Origin of the sequence: Pseudomonas saudiphocaensis (assembly GCF_000756775.1) — a bacterium.
GTDB classification, from domain to species: domain Bacteria; phylum Pseudomonadota; class Gammaproteobacteria; order Pseudomonadales; family Pseudomonadaceae; genus Stutzerimonas; species Stutzerimonas saudiphocaensis.
The window spans coordinates 3,490,086-3,515,419 of the sequence record NZ_CCSF01000001.1 but is presented as its reverse complement, the minus strand read 5'-3'; the positions used below and the strand labels follow the sequence as shown (position 1 = coordinate 3,515,419).

The 25,334-nt window shown below is 61.2% G+C and carries 26 protein-coding genes; 9 read left to right on the top strand and 17 right to left on the bottom strand.

Annotated features, from left to right (window positions below; genetic code table 11):
* Both BN1079_RS16390 and BN1079_RS16385 read left to right on the top strand, forming a co-directional pair.
* A complete protein-coding gene (locus BN1079_RS16390) occupies window positions 1-1,407 on the top strand; it encodes a Y-family DNA polymerase (protein WP_037026277.1) in 1,407 nt (468 codons plus the stop codon).
* Complete coding sequence (locus tag BN1079_RS16385; RefSeq protein WP_037026276.1) at window positions 1,404-4,478, top strand: error-prone DNA polymerase; 3,075 nt, start codon at window positions 1,404-1,406, stop codon at window positions 4,476-4,478. The genes BN1079_RS16390 and BN1079_RS16385 overlap by 4 nt, the downstream gene beginning before the upstream one ends.
* A 175-nt stretch (window positions 4,479-4,653) precedes the next feature.
* On the opposite strand, the gene BN1079_RS16380 is transcribed toward BN1079_RS16385, so the two are convergent.
* Both BN1079_RS16380 and nirK read right to left on the bottom strand, forming a co-directional pair.
* Window positions 4,654-5,394, bottom strand: coding sequence for a formylglycine-generating enzyme family protein (locus BN1079_RS16380; RefSeq protein ID WP_037026275.1), 741 nt, complete (start codon window positions 5,392-5,394; stop codon window positions 4,654-4,656).
* A gap of 4 nt (window positions 5,395-5,398) precedes the next feature.
* A complete protein-coding gene (gene nirK, locus BN1079_RS16375; RefSeq protein WP_037026273.1) occupies window positions 5,399-6,475 on the bottom strand; it encodes a copper-containing nitrite reductase in 1,077 nt (358 codons plus the stop codon).
* A gap of 239 nt (window positions 6,476-6,714) precedes the next feature.
* Here nirK and cmoA point away from each other — a divergent pair, with 239 nt between their 5' ends.
* The gene (cmoA, locus tag BN1079_RS16370; RefSeq protein WP_171819310.1) at window positions 6,715-7,494 is read left to right on the top strand and encodes a carboxy-S-adenosyl-L-methionine synthase CmoA; all 780 of its coding nucleotides are present in this window, start codon (window positions 6,715-6,717) and stop codon (window positions 7,492-7,494) included.
* Window positions 7,491-8,453, top strand: coding sequence for a tRNA 5-methoxyuridine(34)/uridine 5-oxyacetic acid(34) synthase CmoB (gene cmoB / locus BN1079_RS16365; protein ID WP_037026270.1), 963 nt, complete (start codon window positions 7,491-7,493; stop codon window positions 8,451-8,453). The genes cmoA and cmoB overlap by 4 nt, the downstream gene beginning before the upstream one ends.
* Window positions 8,454-8,477: 24 nt before the next feature.
* Here the strand turns inward: cmoB and BN1079_RS16360 are convergent, their stop codons facing one another.
* Window positions 8,478-8,702 (bottom strand): hypothetical protein, encoded by a 225-nt coding sequence (locus BN1079_RS16360; protein WP_037026268.1) that lies wholly within the window; start codon window positions 8,700-8,702, stop codon window positions 8,478-8,480.
* A gap of 219 nt (window positions 8,703-8,921) precedes the next feature.
* On the opposite strand from BN1079_RS16360, the gene BN1079_RS16355 reads away from it, so the two are divergent.
* Complete coding sequence (locus BN1079_RS16355) at window positions 8,922-9,824, top strand: LysR substrate-binding domain-containing protein (protein ID WP_037026266.1); 903 nt, start codon at window positions 8,922-8,924, stop codon at window positions 9,822-9,824.
* 41 nt (window positions 9,825-9,865) lie between these two features.
* A complete protein-coding gene (locus tag BN1079_RS16350; protein WP_037026263.1) occupies window positions 9,866-10,072 on the top strand; it encodes a DUF2905 domain-containing protein in 207 nt (68 codons plus the stop codon).
* Window positions 10,073-10,115: 43 nt separating this feature from the next.
* Here the strand turns inward: BN1079_RS16350 and pdxJ are convergent, their stop codons facing one another.
* The 12 genes from pdxJ to rpoE form a co-directional block, all read right to left on the bottom strand.
* On the bottom strand, window positions 10,116-10,862 hold the full coding sequence (gene pdxJ / locus BN1079_RS16345) for a pyridoxine 5'-phosphate synthase (protein WP_037026261.1): 747 nt from the start codon (window positions 10,860-10,862) through the stop codon (window positions 10,116-10,118).
* A complete protein-coding gene (gene recO, locus BN1079_RS16340) occupies window positions 10,855-11,556 on the bottom strand; it encodes a DNA repair protein RecO (RefSeq protein ID WP_037026259.1) in 702 nt (233 codons plus the stop codon). The genes pdxJ and recO overlap by 8 nt, the downstream gene beginning before the upstream one ends.
* Before the next feature lie 167 nt (window positions 11,557-11,723).
* Window positions 11,724-12,632, bottom strand: coding sequence for a GTPase Era (gene era, locus BN1079_RS16335; RefSeq protein ID WP_037026257.1), 909 nt, complete (start codon window positions 12,630-12,632; stop codon window positions 11,724-11,726).
* On the bottom strand, window positions 12,625-13,314 hold the full coding sequence (gene rnc / locus BN1079_RS16330; RefSeq protein WP_037026256.1) for a ribonuclease III: 690 nt from the start codon (window positions 13,312-13,314) through the stop codon (window positions 12,625-12,627). Before rnc ends, era begins: the two co-directional genes overlap by 8 nt.
* Window positions 13,311-13,688 (bottom strand): DUF4845 domain-containing protein, encoded by a 378-nt coding sequence (locus tag BN1079_RS16325; protein ID WP_037026254.1) that lies wholly within the window; start codon window positions 13,686-13,688, stop codon window positions 13,311-13,313. Before BN1079_RS16325 ends, rnc begins: the two co-directional genes overlap by 4 nt.
* An 89-nt stretch (window positions 13,689-13,777) precedes the next feature.
* Complete coding sequence (gene lepB / locus BN1079_RS16320) at window positions 13,778-14,632, bottom strand: signal peptidase I (protein ID WP_037026252.1); 855 nt, start codon at window positions 14,630-14,632, stop codon at window positions 13,778-13,780.
* A gap of 1 nt (window position 14,633) precedes the next feature.
* On the bottom strand, window positions 14,634-16,433 hold the full coding sequence (lepA, locus tag BN1079_RS16315; RefSeq protein ID WP_037026250.1) for a translation elongation factor 4: 1,800 nt from the start codon (window positions 16,431-16,433) through the stop codon (window positions 14,634-14,636).
* A gap of 164 nt (window positions 16,434-16,597) precedes the next feature.
* A complete protein-coding gene (locus BN1079_RS16310) occupies window positions 16,598-18,007 on the bottom strand; it encodes a DegQ family serine endoprotease (protein ID WP_231850790.1) in 1,410 nt (469 codons plus the stop codon).
* The gene (locus BN1079_RS16305) at window positions 17,988-18,494 is read right to left on the bottom strand and encodes a SoxR reducing system RseC family protein (RefSeq protein ID WP_052114505.1); all 507 of its coding nucleotides are present in this window, start codon (window positions 18,492-18,494) and stop codon (window positions 17,988-17,990) included. Before BN1079_RS16305 ends, BN1079_RS16310 begins: the two co-directional genes overlap by 20 nt.
* Complete coding sequence (locus tag BN1079_RS16300; RefSeq protein ID WP_037026248.1) at window positions 18,491-19,438, bottom strand: MucB/RseB C-terminal domain-containing protein; 948 nt, start codon at window positions 19,436-19,438, stop codon at window positions 18,491-18,493. Before BN1079_RS16300 ends, BN1079_RS16305 begins: the two co-directional genes overlap by 4 nt.
* 8 nt (window positions 19,439-19,446) lie before the next feature.
* Window positions 19,447-20,067 (bottom strand): sigma-E factor negative regulatory protein, encoded by a 621-nt coding sequence (locus BN1079_RS16295; protein ID WP_037026247.1) that lies wholly within the window; start codon window positions 20,065-20,067, stop codon window positions 19,447-19,449.
* Between the two features lie 31 nt (window positions 20,068-20,098).
* Window positions 20,099-20,680, bottom strand: a complete 582-nt coding sequence (gene rpoE, locus BN1079_RS16290; RefSeq protein WP_014851841.1) for an RNA polymerase sigma factor RpoE/AlgU — start codon at window positions 20,678-20,680, stop codon at window positions 20,099-20,101.
* Window positions 20,681-21,031: 351 nt separating this feature from the next.
* Between rpoE and nadB the strand changes: the two genes are divergently transcribed.
* The gene (nadB, locus tag BN1079_RS16285) at window positions 21,032-22,645 is read left to right on the top strand and encodes an L-aspartate oxidase (RefSeq protein ID WP_037026245.1); all 1,614 of its coding nucleotides are present in this window, start codon (window positions 21,032-21,034) and stop codon (window positions 22,643-22,645) included.
* Here nadB and BN1079_RS16280 read toward each other — a convergent pair.
* The gene (locus BN1079_RS16280; RefSeq protein ID WP_037026244.1) at window positions 22,614-23,069 is read right to left on the bottom strand and encodes a protein YgfX; all 456 of its coding nucleotides are present in this window, start codon (window positions 23,067-23,069) and stop codon (window positions 22,614-22,616) included. The two genes, nadB and BN1079_RS16280, sit on opposite strands and share 32 nt — an antisense overlap.
* A complete protein-coding gene (locus tag BN1079_RS16275) occupies window positions 23,053-23,307 on the bottom strand; it encodes an FAD assembly factor SdhE (RefSeq protein ID WP_037026242.1) in 255 nt (84 codons plus the stop codon). The genes BN1079_RS16280 and BN1079_RS16275 overlap by 17 nt, the downstream gene beginning before the upstream one ends.
* A gap of 138 nt (window positions 23,308-23,445) precedes the next feature.
* Here BN1079_RS16275 and ygfZ point away from each other — a divergent pair, with 138 nt between their 5' ends.
* Together ygfZ and BN1079_RS16265 are read left to right on the top strand one after the other, a co-directional pair.
* Window positions 23,446-24,393, top strand: coding sequence for a CAF17-like 4Fe-4S cluster assembly/insertion protein YgfZ (ygfZ, locus tag BN1079_RS16270; RefSeq protein WP_037026238.1), 948 nt, complete (start codon window positions 23,446-23,448; stop codon window positions 24,391-24,393).
* 57 nt (window positions 24,394-24,450) lie between these two features.
* A complete protein-coding gene (locus tag BN1079_RS16265) occupies window positions 24,451-25,287 on the top strand; it encodes an HDOD domain-containing protein (protein WP_037026236.1) in 837 nt (278 codons plus the stop codon).
* The last annotated feature ends 47 nt before the right edge of the window (window positions 25,288-25,334 follow it).

Genomic DNA, 25,334 nt, shown 5'->3' with positions numbered 1-25,334 from the left:
ATGCTCTGGACTTGCATCCTGTTTCCGCAGCTGGCCATGGACGGCGTGCTGCGCCAGCGCGCCGATACGGAGACGCCACTGGCATTGCTCGCCGGGCCGGCACAAAGGCGCGTGGTACAAGCCGTCAACCCGGCGGCACGCGCGATCGGCCTTCGATCCGGCCAGTCCCTGATTGCCGCCCAGGCATTGGGGCGGGCCTTTGCCACCGCCGAATACGATCCGGCGGCCATCGACCGCTGGCAACAGTTACTCGCCGCCTGGGCCTATGGCTTCAGTGCCCAGGTCAGCCTGCACTATCCTCGCTGCCTGCTCCTTGAAGTGCATTCGTCTCTCAATCTGTTCGGTCCCTGGCCCCGCTTTGAAGCACGGCTACGTGAAGAGCTGAACGCCCTGGGCTTTCGTCATCGCATCACCGCCGCCCCCAACCCTGCCGCGGCACGCGCTCTGGCCAACGCTCACGATGGCCTGGCCATCTCGGACCGAGCGCTCCTGCAGCAGGCTCTCCAGCAGTTGTCGGTGCAGCATCTGGGCTTTTCCCGAGAGGCAGTCACGGCCTTCAGCCGCATGGGCCTGCGAGATCTGGCCAGGATTCTCGAGCAACCGCGTGACGGCCTTGCTCGGCGTTTCCCTGCCGAGGTTCTGCTGCAACTGGACCGACTGCTCGGCCAACGCCCGTTAGCGCTGGACTTTTACCGTCCACCGGATGTTTTTGAGCAGCGGATCGAGTTGAATTTCGAGGTCGAGTCGCATCAGGCACTGTTGTTTCCAATGCGGCGCTTGACCTCGGACCTGGCCGCCTACCTGGCCGGGCGCGATAGCGGCGTACAACGCTTCATTCTGCATCTGGAGCATCGGGCCATGCCCGACAGCCAGGTGCCGGTCGGGCTCTTGAGCGCCGAGCGTGACGCCAACATGCTCTTCGAGCTGACCCGTGGGCGTCTCGAACAATTGCAGTTGCCGGCCCCGGTATTGGCGGTACGCCTGATCGCCCGCGAGCTTCCGCGCTTCGCTCCGGCACACGGCCAGCTCTTCGAAGAAAGGCCCCAGCAATCCCTCCCCTGGGAGCGGCTCCATGAACGTTTGCGCGCCCGCTTGGGTGACGATGCCGTGCAGGGCCTTGGCATCCGCGCCGATCACCGTCCGGAGCATGCCTGGTCCGGACTGCCCTCAAACTTTCAACCAGCCACAGGGCCTCGCCCCGGATGGTTACTGGCTCAACCGCGGCCCTTGCACGACAACAGCCTGCAGATTCTCGCCGGCCCCGAGCGCATCGAGAGCGGCTGGTGGGACGGAGCCGACATACGCCGCGACTACTACCTCATCCAGACCCGTAGCGGCCAGCGTGGCTGGGCATTTCGCAACGTGGGCAGCCAAGGCCCACTGCAACTGCACGGCTGGTTCGCATGAGTGGTTACGCTGAACTGCATTGCCTGTCCAACTTCAGCTTCCAACGCGGAGCCTCCAGCGCCGAAGAACTGTTCAAGCGCGCGGCACAGTTGGGCTACCGCGCACTGGCGATCACCGATGAATGCACCCTGGCCGGCATTGTGCGTGCCTGGAAGACGTCCATGGAAAGCGGCGTAGCACTTATCGTCGGCAGCGAAATGCGCGTCGAAAATGGCCCGAAACTGGTGCTGCTGGCGGAGAACCTCAAGGGTTATCAAAGCCTGTCCCACCTCATTACCCTGGCACGGCGGCGTGCTGAAAAGGGCCATTACCGGCTGCTGTTCGAGGACTTTCCGGCATCGACCGAAGGGTTGCTGGCGATCTGGCTGGCGGATAACGACACCCAGCATGCCACCTGGCTAGGCGCATGCTTTCCGGATCGTCTGTGGCTCGGCATCGAGTTGCACCGGGGGCCGGACGACGCCGCGCAGTTGCAGCAACGCCTCCAGTGGGCCGAGGCCTGCGGCTTGCCTGCCGTAGCCTGCGGTGATGTGCACATGCATGCCCGCGGACGCCGAGCCCTGCAGGACTGCATGACCGCCATCCGTCATCACCTGCCGGTGGCCGAGGCCGGCGCCTATCTTTTCCCTAATGGCGAACGGCACTTGCGCCGCCCGACGGAACTAGCCGAGCTCTATCCCCCGCCTTTGCTTGCCGAAACCCTGCGCATCGCCGAACGCTGCAGCTTCGAGCTGAAACAGCTGCGCTACCAGTACCCCCACGAAGTGGTGCCGTCAGGCCATGACGCGACCTCCTGGCTGCGAGAGCTTGTTGAGCAAGGTGCCCACTGGCGCTGGCCTGACGGAGTGCCGGAGCAGGCCCAGAAACTGATCCGGCACGAGCTGCAACTGATCGCCGACCTGAAGTACGAAAGCTATTTCCTGACCGTGCATGACATCGTTCGCTGGGCGCGTGAGCAGGGCATTCTGTGTCAGGGCCGCGGTTCGGCGGCGAATTCCACCGTGTGCTTTGCCCTGGGCATCACCGAGTTGGACCCGACACGAACCGGCACCCGGCTGCTGTTCGAGCGGTTTCTCTCGCGCGAGCGCAATGAGCCGCCGGACATCGACGTCGACTTCGAGCACGAACGCCGCGAAGAAGTCATCCAGTACATTTTCCGCCGCTATGGCCGTGAACGCGCGGCACTCACGGCCGTGGTCAGCAGCTACCACGCAACCGGCGCCATACGAGACGTGGCCAAAGCGCTCGGCCTGCCGGCGGACCAGATCAGTTCCCTGGCCGATTGCTGCGGGCGCTGGAGCGACAAGATTCCAGGCTCCGATCGGCTGATCGAAGCCGGATTCGATCCGGACAGCCCCCTGCTGCGCCGTGTGCTGGTGCTGGCCGGTGAACTGATCGGCTTTCCCCGTCATCTGTCCCAGCACCCCGGCGGCTTCGTCATTTCCGAGCAGCCACTGAGCACGCTGGTGCCCGTGGAAAACGCGACCATGCCCGGACGTACCGTGATTCAGTGGGACAAGGACGACCTTGATCTTCTGGGCCTGCTGAAGGTCGATGTACTGGCCCTCGGCATGCTCAGTGCCCTGCATCGCTGCTTCGATCTGATCGAGCGTTATCGCGGCACCCGCTGGACGTTGGCAACGCTGCCTCAGAACGACAGAGCGACCTACGAAATGATCAGCCGCGCCGACACCATCGGCGTCTTCCAGATCGAATCACGGGCGCAGATGGCCATGCTGCCGCGCCTGAGACCCAGGGAGTTTTACGATCTGGTGATTCAGGTGGCCATCGTCCGTCCAGGCCCCATTCAGGGCGACATGGTCCACCCCTATCTGCGCCGGCGAAACGGCGAGGAAAAAATCGAGTACCCCTCAGCGGAGCTTGTTCCCGTGTTCGAGCGCACCCTCGGGGTCCCGCTGTTTCAGGAACAGGTCATGGAGCTGGCCATGGTCGCGGCACAGTACACGCCGGGCGAGGCCGATGAGTTGCGCCGCAGCATGGCCGCCTGGAAGCGCCACGGCGGCCTGGAGCACCATCGCGAGCGGCTGACCAATCGCATGCTTGAAAAGGGCTATCAGCTGCCGTTTATCGAGCGCATCTTCGAGCAGATCAAGGGCTTTGGCAGCTACGGTTTTCCCGAATCCCACGCGGCCAGCTTCGCCCTGCTCAGCTATGCCAGCAGCTGGCTGAAATGCCACGAACCAGCAGCTTTCGCCTGCGCACTGGTCAACAGCTGGCCGATGGGGTTCTACAGCCCCGACCAGGTGCTGCAGGATGCCCGACGCCATGGCCTCGAGGTCCGTCCTGTGGATGTGCGCTACAGCAACTGGGATTGCACCCTGGAACCCACGGACAAGGTCCAGCCGGCCATCCGCATGGGGTTCAGGATGATTCGCGGGTTGCATCAGGACTGCGCCCGACGCCTCGAAGCCGCTCGACAGCTGCAAGCCTTCCGCGACGTCGAGGATCTGTGCCTGCGCGCCAGGCTGGATAGCCGAAGCCGGGAACTCCTGGCCGACGCCAGCGCCCTGCAGGGGCTGGCCGGCAACCGTCACCAGGCTCGCTGGGCGGTGGCCGGTGTTGAACCGCAGCTCCCGCTGTTTGCCGGAGTTTCCATGAGTCATGAAACGCCTGCCGCCCTGCCGCGCCCTTCTGTGGGCGAGGACCTGCTGACCGACTACGCCACACTCGGCACTACCCTCGGGCCTCATCCTCTGCAGCTTCTGCGCACGCAACTCCGCACCCAGCGCTGCCGCAGCTCACGTGAACTGGCAGAAGTCGAACCCGGGCGCCTGATCAGCATTGCCGGCCTGGTCATTGGGCGGCAACGTCCACAGACAGCCAGTGGCGTCACCTTCGTGACCCTTGAGGACGAATTCGGGCTGGTGAACGTCATCGTCTGGCACGACCTGGCTGAACGCCAGCGACGAGCACTGGTGCAGTCGCAACTGCTGAGAGTCGATGGCCACCTGGAATCAGCGGACGGCATCCGCCATGTGATCGCCGGCCGCCTTACCGACCTCAGCGCACTGTTGACCGGCCTGGATGTGCGCAGTCGGGATTTTCAATAACGAGATGAGCTGAGCAGCTTCCAGCGTATTGATGACGGCCAAACGGGCACCGCCCATCCATGGCCACTCGCTTAATTATCACCAGTGCTCGGTGACACCCTGTGCAATCGCCCTTGTATCCTGCTCGGAACGCGGCAGCAGTAAATCACGCGCCTGTGAAAAGCGGAGCAACAGATCAGCCTTCACGCACCAGCCGCAGGCCCAGATGGGTCGGCGGCTGCCCCACCGAGCAGGCGCCGCTGGAAGGGTTGCGCTCGAAGTCGGACAAAGCCGAAGGGTGGCGTCCGGCAGCCACGCGTATGCCGCAGAACTCGCTGTCGGTGCGTGAAAAGCAGGTGTCAGTCCATTCCCAGACATTTCCAGCCGCATCCAACAGGCCGTGCTCGTTGCGGCCATGGCCGCCGAAGGGTTTGAGCACTTCCGACAGGCGCTCGCGGTTGGCATTCTGCGCATACTCGGCGAGCCAGCGGCGCGCCGGGTTGCGTGGATCATCCACCATGGGCTCCTCTTCGACATAGGCCGAGGCTGCGGCCAGTATCCACTCGCCGTGCTGCGGCAACCGATAGCGACGCCCGCTGCGATGCGACAACCAGGCAGCATAAGCCTGGGCGTCCTGCCAACTCAGCCCTACTACCGGCAGTTGCGCCGCAGCCTCGTCCAGCGCCATATCCAGAGCAGGACAGCCTCCGTCATCGATGCAGGCCGCGTATTCGGCCTGGCTGACCTGCCGGCTCATGATGGCAAAGCCAGTCAGGCGCTCTTCGTGTACCTCGCTGCTGCCCGGCAAGTAGTAGCGCGCCAGGCCCGCTGGAACCTCCACCAACTCCGGCTCAATCAGCCCTTTCGTCGACTCGCCACAGGCAGCCAGCAAAGCAGCCAATAGCAGAGGTGCCGCTCGGTACACGAAGCCTTGCATGGCCTTACTCCTGCGAGGTAATCGGGCCTGGAGCCTTGACCTGTGTCATCAGCCCATCATCCCACTCGCCATCGACGACGATGTGGCCGGCGGCACCCATTTCCGCTTCGATCAGGTTGTGGTTGAGGTAGGCATAAACCCCCGGCTGGCGGAAGGTGTAGAGCGCCACCCCGGCCGAGCCACCCCGCACGAACCAGGTTTCGAGGTTCTTCAGCGGCGGGTTGTCGAACTTGCCGGTTTCCCATACCCAGTCCCCGTGGCCACCAATCAGGTGCGGACGGGAGTCACGGTTGGCTTGCGAATGGATCAACAGGACCGACTCGCCGACGCTGGCAGTCAGGGCGTTCTTGCCGGTCAGGGCACCGACCCGGCCGTTGAAGACCACGTGGCTCGGGATCAGGCCGCGCATGGTTTCCTTGCTGTCGGCATAGCTGTCGAGCAGGGTGTTGTAGTCCTTGAACTTGCCGTTCTTGTCCTTCGGTATGTACAGATCGAACTCGCCAATGGTGTAGGCGCGGTCATAGCGCAACGAATTGCCGGCCGGGTCCTTCAGGCCTTCGCGCGGCAGCACCATCAGCGTACCGCTCATGCCGGCCAGCACATGCCAGGCGACCATCCCTTCCGGTGCACAGTGATAGACGAAGGTACCGGCGCGATCGGCCTTGAAACGCAGCACCGCCTCTTCACCCGGTGCCACCAGAGTCAGCGCCGCCCCGCCCAACGCGCCGGTGGCAGCATGCAGATCGATGTTGTGCGGCATGGTGTTGGTGGCCGGGTTGACCAGGGTCAGCTCCACGAAGTCACCCTCGTGGACCACCATGGTCGGGCCAGGCATCGAGCCATTGAAAGTCATCGCCTGGAGCGTGGTGCCCTGGTCGTCAATGACCACTTTCTTTTCCTCGATGACGATACGGAACTGGACTACGCGCGGCTCCTTGGGTGCGACCTGCTCATGTGCATGCACATGTGGCGGAGGCACCAGGCCAACCTTGACGCGTTGCAGCCCATCGGTCACGTCCGCCAGAGCCTGACCGCTGACCGCCAGTGCGATGGATAGCGCCAGGTATTTGACTGTGTTCATAACTAAGCTCCTGCTGTGTTTTGTTGCGTTCATTACGCTCCAAAAGCCCGCAGGCGAACTTGAGTATCGACAAGAAATAACCGCAATTTCGGCCAAAGCGGCAATTTGCCACGCCTGGATCCTCAATTACTTGTTTGCTATTGCGCGGAGTCGGTAACGGACACCCAACTCCAGCAGCCAGTCGGGTGGCGAGTCGGGCAAGGCAATTCCTACGGACTAGCCAACTCGCTTTCGCTACAATGCCGCCCTCTTTTCGAGCTACCCCAGACACCACCGTGAGCCACGAGTCAGATCGCTTGTTCGCCAAGCCCCTCGCCCAGCCCCAGGACTTCGTTTTCAACGAGGACGTAGTGCGGGTGTTCCCCGACATGATCAAACGCTCGGTGCCGGGCTACCCCACCATCGTCGAGAACATCGGCGTGCTGGCGGCGCAATTCGCCCAGCCCAATACGCATCTGTATGACCTGGGTTGCTCGCTGGGTGCCGTGACGCAGGCGCTGCGCCGGCACGTCAGGGCTGATAATTGCCAGGTGATCGCCGTGGACAACTCCGCGGCCATGGTCGAACGCTGCCGCGAATACCTGCATGGGCAGGATTCGATGTTCCAGGAGCTGTTGCCGGTCGAGGTAGTCGAGGCGGACATTCTCAAGCTGCAGTTTCAGCCCACCTCCCTGGTGGCGCTGAACTTCACGCTGCAGTTCATTCCCCGCGAACAGCGTCCCGCCCTGTTGGCCAATATCCGCCAGGCGCTGGTTCCGGGTGGCGCGCTGATCCTCTCGGAAAAACTGCGTTTCGAGGACGAGCAGGAGCAGGATCTGCTCACCGACCTGCATATCGCCTTCAAGCGTGCCAATGGCTATAGCGAACTGGAGATCGCCCAGAAGCGCAGCGCCATTGAAAATGTGATGAAGCCCGACAGTTTGGAAACCCATCGCCAGCGCCTGCTGGACGCCGGCTTTACCAAAGTGCTGCCCTGGTTCCAGTGCCTGAATTTCGCCTCACTGATCGCCCTGCCATGAATCTCGACCTCACCCCTCTTGCCTGGCGTTTGGCCGGCACCCCGCTGGCTGCCTGGGCCAACGGCCTGCAACAGCAGCTCGACGCCAAACTTGCCATTGGCCATGGTGACCTGCCGCGCTGGCGGCGCGCGGTCGACGCGCTGCCGGATATCCAGCCGAGCGCCGTGGAGCTGCGCGACGCCTTTCGGCTGCAGGCAGACTGCGACGAGACGACACGCGCCATCACCCATGACGCATTGTTCGGCCTTTCGCCCTGGCGCAAGGGGCCGTTCGATGTGTTCGGCGTGCATGTGGACACCGAGTGGCGTTCGGACTGGAAATGGGCGCGCGTAGCGCCGCACCTGGACCTGGCCGGCAAGCGCATCCTTGATGTCGGTTGCGGCAATGGCTACTACATGTGGCGCATGCTCGGCGCCGGGGCCGACTCGGTGGTGGGCATCGACCCAAACTGGCTGTTCTTCTGCCAGTTCCATGCGCTGAAGCGCTATCTGCCTGACCTGCCCGCCTGGCATCTGCCGATGGCACTGGAGGAACTGCCGGCGAAGCTCGAAGGTTTCGACACGGTGTTTTCCATGGGTGTGCTGTACCACCGCCGCTCGCCAATCGATCACCTGCTGGAATTGAAAGATTGCCTGCTCAAGGGCGGTGAGCTGGTCCTGGAAACCCTGGTGGTCGAGGGCAATGAACACACCGCGCTGGTTCCGGAAGATCGCTACGCGCAGATGCGCAATGTCTGGTTTCTGCCTTCGGTGGCAGCCCTGGAATGCTGGCTGCGCCGAGCCGGTTTCGTCGACGTGCGCTGCGTCGACGTCAGTATTACCAGCGTTGAGGAGCAGCGCAGCACGGACTGGATGCGCTACCAGTCGCTACCCGAATTTCTCGACCCGCAGGACCACAGCAAGACCATCGAAGGGCTGCCGGCGCCCATGCGTGCGGTGATCACCGCACGCAAGCCCTGATACCGGGCCAACTCGTCCAGGCTATCAGCCCAGCTGGCAGGTCTTGTGAGCGCGCTGCCTGCGCTGTTCGGCGATGACCTGCCGCAGCGGCCGTTCGGCCTTTTCGACGATCCGTGCTCGGCTTAAATCCCGCTGTCGCAACTGCAGGTCGGTGAGCCTGAGCAGACGCTGATAAAGCCGCCTTTTACGCCAGGCGACGACCCAGTCGACTATCCGCTGCTGAAGGCCTACCGGCCACGTTGCCGGCATGTAGAGCTCCGGTATCACAGGCCGATCGGAGCTACTGGTTCCGCATATCTGCTGCCGTTTGGAATGCTGCATCATCGTCTCCCCGCCGCACGCGAGTGCATCGGCGCACCCTGGCCTGCCGACCGACTGTTGGTCGGCAAATTCAGGATGTGCCGGCTTGACGATTCAGACAAACGACTAAAATAAAACGCCCTGTTAAGCGAAATTGAAGGGTGCATCATGACCGCGATTCCCCAAGCGCTCCCGACCTGCGCAACACCCCTGCTTGAGATCGATGTATTGCGCACCTTCGTCTGCATCGCCGAAAGCGGCAGTTTCACAAGGGCAGCACAACAGATATTCCGTACCACCTCAGCCGTCAGCATGCAGATCAAACGGCTGGAAGGCCTGCTCGGCTGCAGTCTGTTTATCCGTGAGGCCCGCCACATCGCGCTGACCGATGATGGTGAGCGGTTGCTCGGCTACGCCAGGAGACTGCTCAAGTTGCACGAGGAAGCGGTCGGCGCATTCATAGCACCACGCCTGAACGGGCGGGTTCGCTTCGGCACACCGGCCGATATCGGTACGCATATCCTGCCCGGGCTGCTGTCGCAGTTTGCTCGCAGCCATCCGGGTGTCGAGGTTAACGTGTCGGTGGGTCGCACGATCGAACTGATCCAGCGCGTCGATGCCGGCGAGCTGGACGTTGCACTGTTAAGCGTCGGCAATGCGGGGCAGGACGATACGCGCGGTGAGGTTGTGCACAGCGAGCCGCTGGTATGGGCCGGTCGAGCGGGCGGTGTCGCGGTTGAGCGCAACCCACTGCCGCTGGCCCTGGCTACCCCTGACTGCGCTTGGCGACGCCTGGCACTGCAGGCGCTCGACCGCGCAGGCCGGCCATATCGTATCGCCTACTCCAGCGAGCAGTGCGCCGGGCAGGAAGCTGCGATGATTGCCGACCTGGCAATAGCACCCTACCCCTTGAGCCTGGTCAAACCACCATTGAAGCGGCTGGAGGAAGGTCCCGACCTGCCGGCGCTTGGTGAGTATCAGATCAAGCTGTTGCGCGCCGTCGAGCGCAGCGAGCCTGCGGAGGAGCTATCCCGCCAGGTCATCGCGGCACTGGCCGCCTATCGCAAATAGCGACGCAACCCGACCGGATAACCTGAACATCGGGAGACAGAATGGCGAAATGGCTGATGGCAGCAGGCGCACTGCTGCTCCTGCTGGGTGTGGCGCTGCACTACGCGCCGTGGCTGCTGAATTGGTTTGGCAAACTGCCGGGTGATATCCGCATCGAGTCGGAGCGCAGCCGCACCTTCATCCCGATTACCTCGATGATCATCCTGAGTCTGGTACTCACTGTCCTGGTAAATCTATTTCGGCGCTGAGTTCTTTCGAGGGCGACCTGCCAAAGCTGGTCGCCCCCATGTGTTAGCCCCGTGCCGCGGCGCTGAGGATAAGGTGCTTCATTTCCTTGACGGCCTGCTTGAAGCCGACAAACAGCGCATGGGCGACGATTGCATGTCCGATGTTTAGCTCGTTGATACCGGGGATCGCCGCAATCGCGTCGGCATTGTGGTAGTGCAAGCCGTGGCCAGCATTGACGATCAGGCCATGGGCCAACCCCGCCTCCACACCCTGGCGAATGCGCGCCAGCTCGACTACGCGCTCGGCAGTGCTCTGGGCATCGGCGTAACGCCCGGTATGCAGCTCGATGGCGGGCGCGCCAAGGCGCGCGGCCGCTTCGATCTGGCGCGGTTCGGCATCGATAAACAGCGAGACCTGCGCGCCGCAAGCGGCCATCCGCTCAAGGGCATCGCGAATACGCGATTCCTGCCCCGCCACATCCAATCCGCCCTCGGTGGTCAGCTCCTCGCGGGTCTCGGGAACCAGACAGACATGCTCCGGCCGCAACCGCTCAGCGAAGGACAGCATGGCCTCGGTAACGCCCATCTCGAAGTTCATGCGCGTTTGCAGCGTGTCCTTCATCAACAGGACATCGCGCTCCTGGATATGCCGGCGATCCTCGCGCAGGTGCACGGTAATGCCGTCGGCGCCGGCTTCTTCAGCATCCAGGGCAGCTTTGACCGGGTCGGGATAACGGGTACCACGCGCCTGGCGCAGAGTCGCAACGTGATCAACATTGACGCCGAGCAGAATTCGATTGGCTTCAGTCACGCTTGGGCTCCTTCATGTTCATGAACAATTCACGGCTGACCAGAGGTCGACCGCCCAGATGAGGCGCCAGTGCCTGGCGCATAAGTCGTTTGGCCGCGGCCAGGGCGCCGGGAATGCTCCAATCGGCCTCGGCCATCGCCAGCAGTTCAGCGCCGTTGAACAGACCCGGCTGAAACTGGCCTACGGGCTCCAGCCCAGTGTCGGGGACGAGCCGATAAAGGCCTGAAGGGGCGATGGGCTGGTCACTAACGTCCCGATCAAGCGCAAAACCATAGCCCAGTTCGCTCAGCAAACGCCATTCGAACGAGCGCAGCAGCGGCTCCAGCGGCCGTTTCGCCGCCAGCGCCGGCAAGGTTTGCAGGTAGTGCTCGAACAGCGCGGCCTGTGCATCTTCGGCAGGCAGCAGCCGGATCAGCAATTCGTTGAGGTACATGCCGCCGAACAGGGCGTTGCCTTCCAACCAATGGGACGGGCCGTTGGCCTCCAGCCGGGCCACGCTCTTAAGCTCGCCACGCCCACGGAACTCGACGTCCAGCGGGACGAAGGGCCTTGCCAGCGTACCGGCCTTGCCTCGCGCGCCCCGCAACACGGCGCGCAACCGTCCCTGGGGCGTAAAGAAATCCACCAGCGCACTGCTCTCGCGATAGGGCCGACTATGCAGGACGAAGGCGGATTGGACTGGGGAGGAATCCATAGCTAGCACTGGCAGAGGCTGATGTAGGGTGGCTGTCGCTCTTCACATCCACCGTCGCGCAGCTGGGTGGGGCGCCAGCAGGTGGATCGCCACCCGATGGATTGGTAAAGCATGAGCCACCCTACGCTAGAACATGCCTCGGGTATGCCCGCTCCCGACCTTCTCGCTTACTGGTAGCCCAGCGAGTGCAGCGCGCGCTCATCGTCGGACCAGCCGCCTTTGACCTTCACCCAGAGGTTGAGCATGACCTTGGAGTCGAACAGCACTTCCATGTCCTTGCGGGCTTCCTGGCCGATGCGTTTGATGCGCTCGCCCTTGTCGCCAATGATGATCTTCTTCTGCCCGTCACGCTCTACCAGAATCAGTGCGTGTATATGCAGCACATGGCCCTGCTGCTTGAAATCCTCGATCTCGACCGTGATCTGGTACGGCACTTCCGCGCCCAGCTGGCGCATGATCTTCTCGCGCACCAGTTCGGCGGCCAGAAAACGGCTGCTGCGATCGGTGATCTGGTCTTCCGGAAAAAAATGCTCGCTTTCAGGCAGATGAGACGCCACCAGCTTCTCGAACAGATCGAGGTTCTGCCCGTGCTGCGCGGAAATCGGCACGATCTCGGCGTTGGGCAGCTGCTGCGACAGCCACTCGAAGTGCGGCAGCAGCTCGCTCTTGTCCTCGACGCGATCGGTCTTGTTCACCGCCACGATCACCGGACCTTCTACATACTGAACTCGCTCAAGCACCAACTGGTCTTCTTCGGTCCAGCGCGTGCGATCGACGACGAATACCACCACGTCGACATCCTTGAGTGCCGACGCCGCCGTACGGTTCATATAGCGGTTCAGAGCAGTCTCGCCGCCCGTGTGTATGCCAGGGGTGTCGACATAGACAGCCTGAACGGCACCCTCGGTCTTGATCCCGAGCATGTTGTGGCGAGTGGTCTGCGGCTTGCGCGAGGTAATGGCGAGCTTCTGCCCGAGGACATGGTTGAGCAGCGTCGATTTGCCGACATTGGGTCGGCCCACGATGGCCACATAGCCACAGCGGCTGACTGCATCTTCTGTCTGTTGCTCAATCATTACCATTCTCCACACCCAAGGCGATCAGGGCCGATGCGGCCGCAACCTGTTCTGCAATGCGCCGGCTGGCGCCCTGCCCTTGCGTCTTCTCGTTAAGCAGCGCCACCTGACATTCGACGAAGAAGGTGCGGCAATGCGGTTCGCCTTCGATAGCCACCACTTCATAGCGCGGCAGCTCGCAGGCACGTGATTGCAGAAACTCCTGCAAACGGGTCTTCGGATCCTTGTTGGTGTCGACCAGCGTCAACCCTTGCAGTTCGTTGGCCAGCCAGGCCAGCACGCGATCACGTGCCGCTTCCATGCCGGAGTCAAGATAGATGGCGCCAATCAGCGCTTCCAGCGTGTCGGCCAGGATCGATTCGCGGCGAAAGCCACCGCTCTTCAACTCGCCCGAGCCCAGGCGCAGATAGTCGCCCAGCTCAAAGCCGCGGGCCAGCACCGCCAGCGTTTCACCTTTGACCAGGCGCGAGCGCAATCGGGACAGCTGCCCTTCTTTGGCTTGGGGAAAATGCGTGAACAACGCCTCCCCGGCGACGAAATTGAGAATGGCATCGCCAAGAAACTCCAGACGCTCATTGTTGCGTCCGGCATAGCTGCGATGTGTAAGAGCCAGGAGCATCAGCTCCTGATCCTTGAATTGATAACCGAGCTTGCGCTCGAGACGGGCTAACGAAGTGCTCACGGCATCCTTAGACGATATTCTTTGTCGAAGTTAGCCACCAGATCCAGGTTGCGGATCAGCGGCTCGCGCTTTTCGTAATTCAGATGAACCCTGAATTCGTTGTTTTCAATCTCGACCTTCAGCGCCTCTTCCAGGTCCAGGCCGCGAATGCCGTTGACGTCCATGCCTCGACTGACATGAGTATAGAAGTCGCGCACGCTACGCACTTCAGTAGCCTTGTCACTTTCCACCCCGGAAATGATCTTGTCCATGGACATATAGTCAAAATAATGCGGCAGCATCTTGAATGCCGTGCTGGCGACAAACGCCACCAATGCAAGCATCACGATCCAGCTCAGCATGGACAAGCCTTTTTGCGAACGAGCGAAACTCATGTCGACCTCTATGTCGTGCGTTACCCACCGATCGGGGCTGGACAAATATAGCGGGACGGGCCGCAGGAACCGGGCCGTGATTCACAGACTCAGTGAATCAGGCCGACTCGGGAAAAGTTTGGCAGATTGCTGAGTTTCGGATCAGGCCAGCTCATCCAGATCGCAAATGCCTTGCCGACGATATTGCGGTCGGGAACCATGCCCGCCAGCTCAGCAGGAATCACTGAGTCCTGCCAGTAGCGGCTGTCATTGGAGTTGTCGCGGTTGTCACCCATCATGAAATAGTGACCTTCCGGCACACGCCACTCGCGGCCAGGCTCAACCTGATAACGGCGCATTTCCTTGCGGATCATGTGTTCGGTTTCGCCCAATTTTTCCTGATACATCTTGGCGCTGCCCAAGCTGCCAGGCTCATCGCCCACCAACATCTCGGGCACCAGCTGGCCGTTGATGGTCAGACGGCGGTCGCTGCTATAGCGCACCACATCTCCCGGCAGGCCTATGACACGCTTGATGTAATTGATATTCGGGTCGTTGGGATAGCGGAACACCATGACGTCGCCACGCTTGGGATCGCTGACGTCGATGATCTTGGTGTCCACCACCGGCAGACGGATGCCGTAGGCGAACTTGTTCACCAGGATGAAATCGCCCACTTCCAGCGTCGGAATCATCGAGCCGGATGGAATCTGAAATGGTTCGATCAGAAAGGAACGCAGCACCAGCACGATGGCCAGTACCGGAAAGAAGGATTTGCCGTACTCGATCAGCACCGGCTCCCGGCTCAAGGCTTCCAGCGTGCTTGGATCGGGCTCGCCAGCGCGGCTCTCGTAGCTGGCTATCGCGCCGCGTCGACGCGGCGCGAAAAACACCACGTCGAGCAGCACGAGAAAACCGCATACCGCAACGGCAATCACCAGCAACAGCGGGAAATTGATCGACATATCAACTATCTACCTTGAGCACTGCAAGGAACGCTTCCTGCGGGATTTCCACGTTGCCCACCTGCTTCATGCGCTTCTTGCCGGCCTTCTGCTTTTCCAGCAATTTGCGCTTGCGGCTCACGTCGCCGCCATAACACTTGGCCAGAACGTTCTTGCGCAATGCCTTGACGGTGCTCCGGGCAACGATCTGACCACCAAGGGCGGCCTGAATCGCGACGTCGAACATCTGCCGAGGGATGAGCTCCTTCATCTTCTCGACCAGAATCCGGCCCTTATAGTGAGCATTGTCGCGGTGCACGATCAACGCCAGCGCATCGACCTTGTCGCCATTGATCAAGATGTCCAAACGGGTCAGGTTGGCCGACTGGAAGCACTCGAAGCTGTAATCCAGCGAAGCGTAGCCACGGCTGACCGACTTCAGGCGGTCGAAGAAATCCAGCACCACTTCACTCATTGGCAGGTCGTAACGAACCTGTACCTGGGAACCGAGGAACTGCAGATCGCGCTGCACGCCTCGCTTTTCGATACACAGCGTGATGACGCTACCCAGATGCTCCTGCGGCACCAGAATATTGGCCCGCACGATGGGCTCGCGCATGTCTTCGATGGCGGACAGGTCCGGCAGCTTCGATGGGCTGTCGACGTAGAGCGTTTCGCCGTTCTTCAGCGCCAGCTCATAGACCACGGTCGGGGCGGTAGTGATCAGGTCCAGGTTGTATTCGCGCTCAAGACGCTCCTGGATGATCTCCATATGCAGCATGCCGAGGAAGCCGATGCGGAAGCCGAAGCCAAGGGCATCGGAGCTTTCCGGCTCGTACTGCAGCGCAGCATCGTTGAGGGTCAGCTTCTGCAGTGCATCGCGGAAATCTTCGAAGTCATCCGAGCTGACCGGGAACAGGCCGGCATAGACCTGTGGCTTGACCCGCTGGAAGCCCGGCAGCATTTCGACATCTGGAGTAGCGGCCAGGGTCAGGGTGTCGCCTACCGGCGCCCCGTGAATGTCCTTGATGCCGGCGATGATGAAGCCCACCTCGCCGGCCTTGAGGTCGGCGGTACTGGTGTGCTTGGGGTTGAACACGCCTACGCTGTCGACCTGGTGCGTCTTGCCAGTGGATTTCACCAGCACCTTGTCGCCTTTCTTGATCCGCCCGTGGCGGACCCGTACCAGCGAGACGACGCCCAGATAGTTGTCGAACCAAGAGTCGATGATCAGCGCCTGCAACGGCGCATCGATCTCGCCAGTGGGCGGCGGAATCGTGGCTACCAGGCGCTCCAGAACATCGTCTACGCCCATGCCGCTCTTGGCGCTGCAGGCTACGGCATCGGTGGCATCGATCCCGATGATGTGTTCGATTTCGGCCTTGACCTTTTCCGGGTCGGCCTGGGGCAGGTCCATCTTGTTCAGCACCGGCATGACTTCAAGGCCCTGCTCGATGGCTGTGTAGCAGTTGGCAACCGACTGCGCCTCGACACCCTGTCCGGCATCCACCACCAAGAGCGCGCCTTCACAGGCGGCCAGCGAACGGCTTACCTCGTAGGTGAAATCCACGTGGCCGGGGGTATCGATGAAATTGAGCTGATAAGTCTTACCGTCGCGTGCCGTGTAATGAAGGGTCACGCTGTGGGCTTTGATGGTGATGCCGCGCTCGCGCTCAAGGTCCATGGAGTCGAGGACCTGAGAAGCCATTTCACGCTCTGTCAGGCCACCACACATCTGGATAAAGCGGTCGGCCAGGGTCGACTTGCCATGATCAATGTGCGCGATGATGGAAAAATTGCGGATATGACTCAGGTCACTCACAGCTAAACACCCGAATATGCCGCAGGCTGATTGCCTGCCGAAAAATAGCCGCGGATTGTACCTGATCGCCTTTTCCCGCGCCACGCTGAGTCAGAGCCTCTTGGGCTGCCCAGCGAGAGCGCATCACAGGGCGACCAAGTCGCCCTGTGATCGGATGTAGCGTGCTACTCGGCAAGCTTGAAGGTAATGAAGCTGGCGCGACCCTGTCGCAAGACGCGCATGGAGACCGAGCGATTTTTCGGCAACTGGTCGGCCACGCGAGCGAAGGTCGCAGCGGAGTCAATGGCCTGGTTGTTCAGATGCGTTATCACATCACCAGGACGCAGGCCGATCATCGCGGCCGGCCCATTGAGCACCTCTGAGATGACCACGCCGCCTGAAAGGTCGAGGCTGCGCTTCTGCTCTTCACTGAGTTCTGAAACCTTGACGCCCAGGCGGTTACTGCTTTTTTCCGTGCGACTGCCCGCTGTCGCGACTTCCTCGCCTTCTTCGGGCAAGGCGCCAATGGTTACCGTCAGCGTTTCGCGATTGCCTTCGCGCACGATGCCCAGCTGCGCCTTGGTATCCGGTTTGATGGTACCGATCAAATGCGGCAGGTCGGCAGACATGTCGATGGCATTGCCATTGACACTGAGGATCACGTCACCCACTCGCAAACCTCCCTTCGCTGCCGGGCCGCCGTCCATGACCTGCGCAACCAGTGCACCGGTCGGACGCTCAAGCCCGAAGGACTCGGCCAGATCGCGGTTCACCTCCTGAATGACAACACCCAGCCAGCCTCTGCTGACTTTGCCCTCGGTGCGCAATTGCTCGGAGATATCCATCGCGACATCAATCGGGATGGCGAACGACAACCCCATAAAGCCGCCAGAGCGGGTAAATATCTGCGAGTTGATGCCAATGACCTCGCCCTGCAGGTTGAACAACGGCCCGCCCGAGTTGCCCGGGTTGATCGCAACATCAGTCTGAATGAAGGGCACATAGCTCTCATTGGGCAGGTTGCGCCCGGTGGCGCTGACTATGCCCGCCGTTACCGTATGGTCAAAGCCGAACGGCGAGCCGATGGCTAGCACCCACTCACCCGCCTTGAGCGTGCTGGATTGGCCAAGTTTGACTGTGGGCAAATCGCTGCCCTGAATCTTCAGCAGCGCCACATCAGTGCGCGGATCGGCGCCAACCAGCGTCGCTTCCAGCTCGCTGCGGTCCGGCAGACGCACGATGATCTCGTCTGCATCCGCCACCACGTGATTATTGGTCAGTACATAGCCATCGGCGGAAATGATGAAGCCCGAGCCCAGAGACTGCGCCTCGCGCTGCTGCCCCCCTCCGGGAAAGCCAGGGATACTGTGCTCGAAGAATTCGCGAAAGATAGGCGGCAGGCCTTCCAGATCGGGCAGCTGAGGATGAGCGCCACGAGTCTGCACTTTCTGCTTGGTGCTGATGTTGACGACTGCCGGCGAAGCACTTTCAACCAGAGGCCTGAAATCAGGTAGCTGAGCCTGAGCGAGCGCTGCGTGTCCAAGAACAAGTAGTGCAGCGACAAACGCGAAGAAGCTAGTGCGTTGAACCTTCAAGATCATTCCCTCTTGGCGAAAACGAACCGACTGCGCCATCAGCACCAGCCACACCCAGCATGACGCGCAGTACAACCGGCCGCAGTGCACAATCCCCTGCCGCACGCCGGCCGCGCGCGCGCACAACCAACCACGAGGACAGGAAACCGCCGAGCCCGGCCAATATCACATACGGTTCAGGCGCCGACAGCCAGGAGGCCAGCAGCGCAGCTGCAAACAGTACGATGAGCGGGAAAAGATAAACTAGCGCTGCACCACGCAGCAATGCATCTTCGCGAATACCAATGACGACCGAATCACCCACCTGCAGGCGGCCATCGGCAACGGCTCTTATCAAGCCGCGCCGCTCACGAACGCCCAGTTGATCCATCAGCCCCTGGCCACAGCCGTTTCGGACCGAGCAACCGGAACAGGTGCTTTTGCGCTGCGTCTCAACCCAGACCGCGCCAGGTTCTACTGCAACAACCCGTCCCGGTTCTTCGATCATCGTAGTGCCTGGTCCGCACCGGCGCGCATCGACAAGGCAACACGCTCGGCAGTGCCAAGCGGAACTTCGCCGACAACTGTAACCATCACGTCACCGTCGGCGGTGGTGAGGCGCTTGGAAACTGCAACCGTAGGCCCCATCTGGCTGCGTGCGTCCTCGACAACCGCGCCGCGCAAGGGCTCGAGAAATACGGAGAAGTGCGCCAATCCGTCACCGTAGATCAACCACGCCACGCGCTCATCCGAAGCGGGGCTGGGTCGCACACTGGAGTCAAGCAGTTGAAAGCCATCAGGTAGCCAATCGGAACGCCACTGCGGCGCCGTATCACCGGCCTCTTCGGCGGCCAGCGAAACGGGCTGGCAGGCTGCACCTACCTCGATATCTGCAGGCTGGACAGCATCAGGTGAAAACTGGATGAACTGGAAGCGTTCGAGCAACTGTCCGCTTTCATTGAGCAGCAACGACTTGAGCGGCAGCGCCGTCTCACGGTCAAGATGTAGTTCGTATCCGTAGCGGTGCTGGTCCTTGGGCCGAACACCAAGAGCCATAGTCGGCCGTCCTGCTACCCGCGACTCGCCAAGCAGCTGAAAGTCATACCACTGACCGAGCACCTGTGGATCGAGCTGCGCCTGCTGCCAAGGTTTCATATCCCTGACTTGGGAGGCCAGCTGCTCGCTGGCGCACTGCACTCGACCATCCACCAACAGAACTTCTGCCGCAGGCCCGTCCAGCTGTAGTAGGCGTTCATGAACTTGGTTATTTTCAGCCAGTTGCCAGACGGCATGGCTGGAGAAGCTGCCGTTGCGCTCGTACATGAAGGTGCCGTGGTAGCTCTGTCCTTCCTCAGCGGTTGCAAGTCGCTGCAACCAGGCACCAGCATCAGCAGCAAAGGCCGGCATCGATAGCCAGCCCCCGAGCACCACATAAAGCGGTATTACACGCATGTTGTTCCTTAACGATCTTCCATGCTGGCGGCGCGCGCATAGGGCAACGCACTCTCAGACTCGCTACCAAAGGCAGCCTGTTGCGCATGCTGGCGCACATACGCCGGCAGTCGCTGCTCATGCCAACCTTCAGCTGAAGCCTGGACGGAGGCCGTTTCGGCACCCACGGAACCAGCATTGTCGCTGCCATTGTAGCCTGCCAGTACTGCCGGGCCTTGAGTGGCTTGCGGTACGGCGATGCTTGGCTGCGGTGCCTGCTGTGCCATCTGCGGCCCAGCAACCTCGCTCTGATTATACAGGCGAACACCAGCCAGCACGGCCACCGTTACCGAGGCAGCGACCGCGATGCGACCCAAGTTTCGCCAGGCAGACTTACGCTGCGGCTTGGCAGCGGCAGGACTGACATTCAAGGCTGGTTCATCAGCCAGCGCGGCAGATACCGCCGAGGCAATATCCAGGCGAGGCTCGATCAACTCGCGGTGCATAGCAGCCCGCGCAAGCTGGTAACGCGACCATGTCGCACGTGTCTCACTTTCGCCGCCTGCTGCGAGCACTCGACGTAATTCTAACTCGTCCGCTTCGTTATCCATCACTGCGGACAGCGATTCATGCAGGGCTTCACGACTCATGGCGGTTCCTCTCTTGGCTGACGCCGCTGTCTCAGGACTCATGCAACAAGGGTTGCAACGATTTATCTATAGCTTCCCGCGCCCGGAATATCCGAGAGCGGACTGTACCCACCGGACATTGCATAACGTTTGCAATGTCTTCATAACTGAGACCATCAAATTCGCGCAGTGTTAGAGCGGTGCGCAAATCTTCTGGTAATTGTTGGATGGTGCGGTGGACCGTGTCTTCAATTTCATCCCTGAGAAGAGCTCGCTCCGGTGACTCGATATCCTTTAGGGCGTGATCGCCATCATAGAACTCGGCATCTTCGGAACTGACATCACTGTCTGGCGGCCGTCTCCCTCGAGCCACCAAATGATTCTTCGCCGTGTTGATTGCAATGCGATACAGCCAGGTATAAAAGGCACTGTCGCCGCGAAAATTCGCCAGCGCCCGATAGGCCTTGATGAAAGCTTCCTGCGCGACATCCTGCGCCTCATGGGAGTCATGTACGAATCGCACGATCAACCCAAGAATCTTGTGCTGGTATTTCAACACCAGCAGATCGAAAGCCCGCTTGTCGCCTCGCTGTACTCGTTCGACCAGTTGCTGGTCCTGCTCCTGGGTTAGCATAAACACTCCTTCATGGTCGGGAAGGGGTGCTGTTCCTGCCAGCGAGCTGACCTGCCAGAATAGACCCGGGCTTTACGCAAAAGTTCTCCCCCTTCCTCGAAAGCTGTACTGCACACGCCAAACGGCATGGACAGGTTACGCGACATACCTGATCGACTGACGCTTTCCTGCCCGGTAATTCACAGCAAAAACCCTCCGCCCAGTTCTTTGATGAGCGTCCGGCCTCCACAACTATGTATAGAGAGAGTCGGTAATAAAAAGTTCCTCTACGAAGGAAGAAAATGCCTAAGCGCTTTTTTGCCGCCTTAAGCACTCTATATACTGCTCGCGCCTCAAACGCGAGATATCAAAATGAGCCAGCATCCTCAATACGACGTTCTAGTCATCGGCAGCGGCGCCGCCGGCCTTACGCTGGCTCTGAACCTGCCAACCACGCTACGTGTCGCCATACTGAGCAAAGGCGATCTGGCCAACGGCTCGACCTACTGGGCCCAGGGCGGTGTTGCAGCCGTGCTGGACACTACCGACACCGTGGAATCCCATGTCGCCGATACCCTTGTCGCTGGCGCCGGACTCTGCAGCGAGGACGCCGTCCGCTTTACCGTCGAGCACAGCCGCGAAGCCATCCAGTGGCTCATTGAGCAGGGCGTGCCCTTCACCCGTGATGAGGCCGATCCCGAAGCGGGCAGCTTCGAGTATCACCTGACGCGTGAGGGCGGCCACAGCCATCGGCGCATCATCCATGCGGCCGACGCTACCGGTGCGGCGATTTTCAATACCCTGCTCGCCCGCGCCCAGGACAGAACCAATATCGACCTGTTGCAGCAGCGCGTGGCGGTCGATCTGATCACTGAACACAAGCTGGGACTGAGCGGCAGGCGCTGCCTGGGTGCCTACGTACTGAATCGCGCCTCCGGCGAAGTTGAAACCTTCCAAGCCAAGTTCGTGGTACTGGCGACCGGCGGTGCAGCCAAGGTCTACCTGTATACCAGCAACCCTGACGGCGCCTGCGGAGACGGCATCGCCATGGCCTGGCGCGCCGGCTGCCGGGTGGGCAATCTGGAGTTCAACCAGTTCCACCCAACCTGCCTTTACCATCCCCAAGCCAAGAGCTTCCTGATCACCGAAGCACTGCGCGGCGAAGGCGCCGTGCTCAAGCTACCCAACGGCGAACGCTTTATGCCGCGCTTCGATGAGCGCGCCGAACTGGCGCCTCGAGACATCGTCGCACGCGCCATCGACCATGAAATGAAACGCCTGGGTATCGACTGCGTTTACCTGGACATCAGCCATAAGCCGGCGGCGTTCATTCGGGAGCACTTCCCTACTGTCTACGAACGCTGCCTGGAGTTCGGCATCGACATCACGCGCGAGCCCATCCCCGTCGTACCCGCCGCGCACTACACCTGCGGCGGCATCGTCGTCGACCAGTCCGGCAGGACCGACATTCCCGGTCTCTATGCCATCGGTGAAACCAGCTTTACCGGCCTGCACGGAGCCAACCGCATGGCCAGCAACTCACTTCTGGAGTGTTTCGTCTATGCTCGCTCCGCCGCACAGGACATGCTCGCCGAACTACCAGACGTCGAGCAGGCGCACGCGCTGCCAGACTGGGACGCAAGCCAGGTGACCGATTCGGATGAAGACGTGATCATCGCGCACAACTGGGACGAACTACGACGCTTCATGTGGGACTACGTCGGGATTGTTCGCACCAGTAAGCGCTTGATGCGTGCGCAGCACCGGGTGCGCATGCTGCTGGGCGAGATCGACGAGTTCTACTCCAACTACAAGGTCAGCCGCGATCTGATCGAACTGCGCAACCTGGCCCTGGTGGCCGACCTGATGATCCGCTCCGCGATGCAGCGCAAGGAAAGTCGCGGCCTGCATTACACCCTGGACTACCCCGACATGCTGACCGAAGCCGTCGACACTATTCTGGTGCCGCCCACCTTCGACGACTGAATTTCAGCCGCACCCGCAGGCGCCGATGCTGCTCTGGCGGCATCGCGTCCCGCGCAATGCAAACACCGCGCGCGAACCATTGCCCAGGCACCTTGAAACGCAAGACGACCATAACCGGCAGCGCCAGGCTGTCGGGGCGCAACTGCACAGGCACCCAGCCGCTACGCCGATTCCACAGAGACCATCCCAGATGATCCCGGCGCAGCCCCCGCCAGGACCAGTCGCCCGATAGCAGAATGCGCGACGGGATCACCCAGAGCGCATGCAACAGACACAACAGCAGGCCTAGCGCCTGCAGCCACTGCGGAACCGGGACTGCCAGCAGCGTGAAGACCACCAGCATCAGGACCGCGAGATAAAGTGCCAACAACAGGCGCGATGCCTGCCAGTGGCACTCGAACTGCTGGTTATTTGGGCTGGACACGATCGAGGATCATACGAACGATAAGGCGCAGCTCCTCATCTTCAGGCTCGTTACGCTCCATAAACCAACCGAACATGTCCTGATCTTCGCAATTAAGCAGCTTGCGATAGCGTCGCTGATTTTCTTCATCCAGCTGTGGATAGATTTCCTGAGTGAAAGGCACCAGCAGGACGTCCAGCTCGAGCATGCCACGACGGCTCTGCCAGAAAAGACGGTTAAGTTCGGATTGTTCGACCATGCCATGCTCCTCGATTCAAGCGCGGCATTATAGCCACAGGCGCAGCGCCCGACACGCCTGGGCACCAGGGTCTGTTGCACGCTGTGTTTTCAAACGGTCCTGCTATGATGCTCGTCCGTTCAGCACGGTTGACCAAAGATGACCGACACTGCTTATTTCTGTGCCCTGTCGCACGAGGGCATTCTGGCCGTACGTGGTCCGGATGCCGGCAAGTTTCTGCAGGGACAACTGACCTGCAATCTCAACTACCTCGACGGCCAACGCTCGAGCCTGGGCGCGCGCTGTACGCCAAAAGGCCGCATGCAGTCGAGCTTTCGCATTGTTCCGCAAGGTGATGACTACCTGCTGGCGATGGCCAGGGAGCTGGTGGAGCCGCAACGTGCCGACCTCGCCCGTTTCGCGGTGTTTTCCAAATCCAAACTGCATGACGAAAGCGCGGAGTGGGTGCGTTTCGGTCTGTGCGGAGGCGACGGCGCTCTGGTCAGTCTGGGCCTTGATCTGTCGCAGACGGCAGACCAGGTAGCAACCGCCCACAACCTGATTGCCATCCGCCTACCCGACGGTCGCGCCGAGCTTTGGGTGCCTGCAGCAGAAGCTGAAACCATCCAGCAACGACTCGCCGCGCAACTGGCCGAAGCCTCGCTAGAGCACTGGCAGCTTGCACAGATCCGCGCCGGGATCGGTCAGGTGTTCGGCGAAACCCGCGAGCTGTTCATACCCCAGATGATCAACCTGCAAGCCCTGGGTGGCGTCAGCTTCAAGAAGGGCTGCTATACCGGGCAGGAAATCGTCGCGCGTATGCAGTACCTGGGCAAACTCAAGCGCCGTCTGCATCGCCTGGCCATCGAAAATACAGACTCACCAGTACCCGGCAGGGGAATGGAGCTCTTCTCACCGGTTCACAACTCCAGCGTCGGCGAGGTCGTTTTGGCGGCTCGCGCTGATGGAGTTTTGGAGCTTCTCGCCGTACTGCTGGAAGACGCCGCCGCCGATGGCCGCATCTTCCTCGGCTCTATCGATGGCGAGCCTCTGACCCTTCTCGACCTGCCGTACACACTGAATCCAGACCAGGAAATCCAGCGCTGACAGGCTGTGATGACTGCCAGCCTTCGTAGCCGTTTATAGGGAATAAAAGGGAAACACATGAGCACCCTTGCCGATAAAGTCCAGCGGGAACTGACCAAGGCCATTGAAGATGATCAATTGGTACTGCCGACCCTTCCGGAAGTGGCCCTGCGCGTGCGCGAAGCGGCGGAGGATCCCGACGTCAGCATCCCCACTCTGGCGAGAGTGATCGGCAACGATACCGCGCTAACCGCACGCATCATCAAGGTGGTCAACAGCCCCCTGCTACGCACCAATCGGGAAATCAACGACCTGCAAACGGCGATCAGCCGCCTGGGAATCAACTACACGTCCAACCTGGCTACCGGGCTGGCCATGGAGCAGATGTTCCAGGCGACCACCGACGCGGTTGACCGCAAGATGCGCGAAGTCTGGAACAAGAGCACCGAAATCGCGGCGATCAGCCATGTTGTATGCCGCAACTTCACCCGCCTGCCGGCCGACCAGGCGACCCTTGCTGGTCTGGTCCACCAGATCGGCGTCCTGCCGATTCTCACCTACGCGGAGGAGCACGGCGCACTGCTCGGCGACTCCATCAGCCTCAATCATGTGATCGACCGGATTCATCCGATCATTGGCGAGAAGATCCTGCGTACCTGGGAATTCCCCGAGCCGATCGCTGCCGTACCGGGCCAATACCTGAACTTCTCGCGGGCCGCCGACAAGGCCGACTACGTCGATATAGTCCAGGTCGCCACCTTGCAGAGCCATATCGGCAGCACCCATCCCTATACCCAGCTCGACTGGAATCAGATCCCGGCGTTCGCCCGACTGGGGCTCGATCCAAGCACCCTGCTGGAGGAAGACGAGGATCTGTCAGCGGCGATGGATGCTGCCATGAGCATGCTGCAGTAGCGGCTGCCAACCGACCGCTCAGCCCCTACCAGGAACCGCTTCCACGC